This is a genomic window from Devosia sp. (genome assembly GCF_028290645.1).
In the GTDB taxonomy this organism is placed as follows: Bacteria; Pseudomonadota; Alphaproteobacteria; order Rhizobiales; family Devosiaceae; genus Devosia_A.
This window is the reverse complement of the sequence record NZ_JAQGJL010000332.1, coordinates 1-4,656: the sequence shown is the minus strand read 5'-3', so window position 1 is coordinate 4,656 and position 4,656 is coordinate 1. Positions and strand designations below refer to the sequence as shown.

General features: G+C 64.4%; 2 protein-coding genes. Both read right to left on the bottom strand.

The window, feature by feature from the left end; all coding sequences use genetic code 11:
* Positions 1–307 precede the first annotated feature (307 nt).
* Positions 308–2,110, bottom strand: coding sequence for a class I adenylate-forming enzyme family protein (locus JWQ89_RS17725; protein WP_299643113.1), 1,803 nt, complete (start codon positions 2,108–2,110; stop codon positions 308–310).
* A gap of 13 nt (positions 2,111–2,123) precedes the next feature.
* The gene (locus tag JWQ89_RS17720; RefSeq protein WP_299643111.1) at positions 2,124–4,376 is read right to left on the bottom strand and encodes a TonB-dependent receptor; all 2,253 of its coding nucleotides are present in this window, start codon (positions 4,374–4,376) and stop codon (positions 2,124–2,126) included.
* Positions 4,377–4,656: the final 280 nt, after the last annotated feature.

The window sequence follows — 4,656 nt, the reverse complement described above, 5'->3', positions numbered from 1 at the left end:
GAGATGCACAACCCCATTCGTCTCCAATCATAATGCGCCCTGGACGTTGCAGGTCAGGCGGTCCTTGATCGTCACCGCAAGGTCGTCCCTTCCCAGCCTCGACGGGCTCGCCGTGGCCGTCCAATGGAAATGAGCGGGTGCGGGCCGGCGCCTGGTTATGCGCCGCGCGGTGTGGTCGTAAGGCTGTATACGCGAGTCGGAGAAGCTCAGGCTTCTGGATCGCGCGCTGGGCGATGCGAGTTGTTCCGTTCGCGGACATCAGGTCCCGTCCCCTGGCCGGCATTCTGCGCCCCGGGGAATGACCGCGTTACGGTGACCTCGCCTCGGTCGTCAAAGCCTCGGCCGCAAAAAGGGCCTTCAGCTGCGTCTTCACGATCTTGCCATTGGCATTGCGGGGCAAGGGTTCGGGCCAGAAGGCAACCTTGACCGGCACCTTGAACGCGGCGAGCCGCTCCCTGACGTATTCCCGGAGCTCGGCCTCAGTCGTCGCCGCGGTAGGCCGCAGGTGGACGACCGCTGCGGGTTCTTCGCCGAGCGTCCGGTGTGGAATCCCGACCACCGCGGCATCAATAACGTCTGGGTGATCGAACAACGCGTTCTCAACTTCGACGCAGTAGATGTTCTCTCCGCCACGGATCAGCATGTCTTTTGCGCGGTCGACGATGAACAGGAAGCCCTCGGTGTCGACCTTCACGAGGTCGCCTGTTCGCAGCCAACCCTCCTGGAACGTCTCGGCTGTGGCCTCGGGCTTGTTCCAATAGCCCTTCACGATCTGGGGGCCTTTCACCCACAGCTCTCCGATCCGACCAGAGGCCAGGATGGTTTGGCCGTCCCCTGGGTCGCGAACCTGCATCTCACCCACCGGGGCGGCGGGACCTGCGCTCTCCGGGCGGTTCGCGTATTCGCGACCCACATGGATGGTGAAGGTGCCGGTCGTCTCGGTCATTCCCCAGCCCGTGCCCGGCAGGGACCCCGGAAAGGCCTTGGCAAGCGTACGCACCAGTTCCGGGGCCGCAGGCGCGCCGCCATATGAAACCGCCCCTAGCGACGACAGATCGTATTTCGAGCGCGCGGGATGTTCGGCGAGCTGCCACGCGATGGTGGGCACGCCACCGGTTGAGGTGACTTTTTCCCGCTCGATGAGCTGCATCGCCTGCTCAGGGTCCCATCTTCGCATAAGCACCAGCTTGCCCCCGGCGCTCATGATCGGCCCAAGGGTGGCGGAGAGCCCGGTCGCGTGGAACAGAGGCACCACCAGGAGCGCGACGGCCTGCGGCGCGTCCATCGGATCGACCTCAGGCAGCGGTTCACCGGCTCTGAGCCGGGTGCGCGCCGCGGAAATCTCGAGCGTGGTGATGTTGGACGTGAAGTTCCGGTGCGTGCCAAGCGCGCCCTTCGGCTTTCCCGTCGTGCCGGAGGTGTAGAGAATGGTGGCGTCGTCTTCCGGATCGAACGACACGTCGGGCATCGGGCGCTGCGGCAAGTCGCACCAGACCTTCACCGCCCCGATCACCGATTCAAGCCCCCGCGCCTTGGCGGAAATCTCCGCGCCGGAGTCGGGGAAACGCGCAACATACACCCTCTCAAGTCCCGCCAGGCCTTCGAGCATTTCGGCGTTCGCCTCGAACCGCTCACCATCGACCAGCGCGATCTTGGCCCCGCAATCGGTCAACCCATACTCGAGCTCCGAGCTCGTCCACCATGCGTTCAACGGCGTGACAGTTGCGCCGGCGAGCACCGCCGCCCAGAAGCAGACGGGCCACTCCGGCAAGTTTCGCATGATGATCGCGACCCTGTCGCCCTTTCGCACGCCGTCATCTTGCAGCCTGTGGGCAAGCGTGATCGCTGCCTTGGCGAAGCTGTCATAGGTGGCGCGGTCGTCTTCGTAGATCAGGAACTCACGGGCCCGGAACCGCAGCGCACCGACGAAGAGGTCGCGCAGAGTCGGCGGCGCATTCTTCCAGGTCCTTGTCAGAACGCCGCGGATCTCCCGCTGCACGATCTCGAAGGGAGCCCCCGGAGCGGTGAGTTGCGCATGCGCCTGCGCCAGCGAGATGACCGGCCAGCCGCCGGCTACGACAGCGGGCGTGGATGAGGTTTCGTCGGCCATTCGATCCCCGCCTTCAGAACTTGACCCCGAGGTCGAGCCCAACCTGTCGACGTGGCCCCCAAGTGACCTGGCGGTTCCCGGTTGGCGCGATTGAGTTCATCGTGACGAAGTAGTCCTTGTCGGCGAGGTTCTTCGCCCACAGCCGGGCATAGTAGCGGTCAGAGGGGTCGTTCCACGTCGCGTAGGCGTTGAAGATGCCGTAGGCTGGCTGGCTGTCAGCCTTGTTGCCAAATTGCCGGAAGTTCACTCTCGAGGACCGGTAGTATTCCGCACGGACCAAGATGTGTCCTCCGAGGCTAAAATCCTCCCGATACTGCACCCCCACCTGCCCGCTCCAGTCCGGTGAGAACGGCAGCGGCTGACCTTTGAGGTTCTGGAGCACCGGCGTGGGTTCGAGCGTGTCGCTGTCCGAAAACTGCCTCCACCGCGCCTTGAGCCCGGCAACGCTGCCGTCGAGGCGCAGGTTGTCCGTGACATCGAACGCAGCATCAGCCTCGAAGCCCTTGACGGTCGCCTTCGGCGCGTTCGACTCGAGCGCGATCAGACCGGTCGTCTGGTAGATCTGGTAGTTGCGGTAGTCGTAGTAGAAGCCCGAGAGGTTGAACGTCATGCGCCCATCAAAGAACCTGGCCTTGTAGCCAGCCTCCCAGGAGGTGAGCTTTTCCGAGTCGAAGGTCGATCCGCAGCTCGTCCAGTCCACACCCCCGGGCTTGTAGCCCTTCGACCAGGTCGCGTAGAGGTTCTGACGCTCCGCCAGCTCGTATTGCGCGCCCAGGCGGGGCGTGATCGCGTCGAAGCTGATCGAGGTGTGTTTGTCGACGCAGGTGTCGAGGCCTCCGATGACCGTCGGCGGCGAGGTCAGCGGAAGCAGCGTCAGACCTCCGCGGAAGTCCCCACTTTGGCGGAATTTGATATCGTCCTTCGAGTAGCGGATGCCGGCGATCAGCTTCAGGCGCGGCGTGACATGCTGGTTGATATCCACGAACGCGGCGTAGGATTGCTGCGTGGGGAAGTAGTAGTAATCGAGCCACCCGCCGGGGTGGAGCAAGAACGTTCCGGCATTGAAGCCACCGTTGAATTGGTCGTTGAGCGCGCCGAACAGCTGATCGTGCGCGTAGTAGGCGCCCACGACCAGGTCCGTCGCGCCGATATTCGCTGAATAGCTGAGCTCCTGACTGAAGACCTTCGACCTCTCGAACCGGTTCAGATAGATCGCGTCTACGCTGGTGGAATCGATGTCGAAACCCGTGCGCAGGCGGTTGCGGTCGAAGGACGAGATCGACTTCAGCTCGCCGGGTCCGGCCTTCACCCTCAAGGTCACAGCCAAGCCTGTCGCATCGCGGACAAAGCGGCCGGTCTGAATCGCCAGCTTGTGCGGCTCGAGGCTGTTGATCCCGCCATCGAGCGATGGGTTGCCCACGATGTAGCTGGGTGGAATCGCCGCGGTGTTCTGGCCATATTCGCCGCCGCGCCCCGTGGCCGCATAGGCCGAGACATCGAGCGTAGCGGTGTCGCTCACGTCGTAACTGAGCCGCGCGCGGCCCGCGAAGCTGCGCGTCGGGTCGACCTCCGACGCGCCCGGCAGCAGGTTGTCCTGAAACCCATCCTGTCGGTCAGAATACAAGACGACCGCACGCCCCCGCAGCCGATCGTTGATCGGTCCGGAGACCACAGCTTCGGCCCGGACCTGGTCGTAGGTCGCATAGCCAACCTCTGCGCGCCCTTCGAAGGTGTTGGTGGGCGCGTTGGTGATGTAATTGATGGCGCCGCCGCTCGCGTTGCGGCCGTAGAGCGTGCCCTGCGGCCCCCGCAAGACCTCGACGCGCGCCAGATCGGCGGTGGCCAAGTCCCCGAAGGTCGGACGCGACAGGTACACTCCGTCGATATACTGCGCGATGCTCGGTTGTGCTGGCCCGTAGAGGATGCTCAGGCCAATTCCCCGGATGGCGACCTGAGTTGTCCCGGCCTGGCTTCCGACTCTCAGCCCGGGGACTTGGCTTTCCAAATCCTGCGTTGATTGGATGGCTCGCTCAGCGAGCGTCGTCGAACCGATCGCGGAGATCGAGGCCGGCACATCGATCAGACTCTGTGTGCGGCGCTCCGCGGTGACCACCACCTCGCCAACGGTTCCGCCCGAAGGCCGTCTTGGGCCGGCGGCCTCAACCTGAGCCGCCGCCGATCCTGCGCAGGCGCATACGCCGGTCGATAGCGCCAGCATGATTGCAAGTTTCGACGCACCAAGCGGCGCCTGGAGTCCCGTTCCCATTTCCGTCCCCTGCCTGTTATGCGTTACCACTATGCTGTTATGGTACGCATTGTATCGTTGATCCTGGTGTTGCATGCATCTTGCGTGCTGTCAAATGGCCGCCGCCGCGCACGTTTGCATGGACAGGGTCCGCCTCCCGCCCGAGGGCTTGGATCGGCCGGGAGCTTGAGTTCGGCGCCTGCTCCTTCACGTCGCGAGGGTGCGGAGCGTCGGGCGGCCAGGCTGGTGTCGGCTCCGCCACAATGACGCGGCCGCGTCGACGGGATTCGCAGCGCGGGAG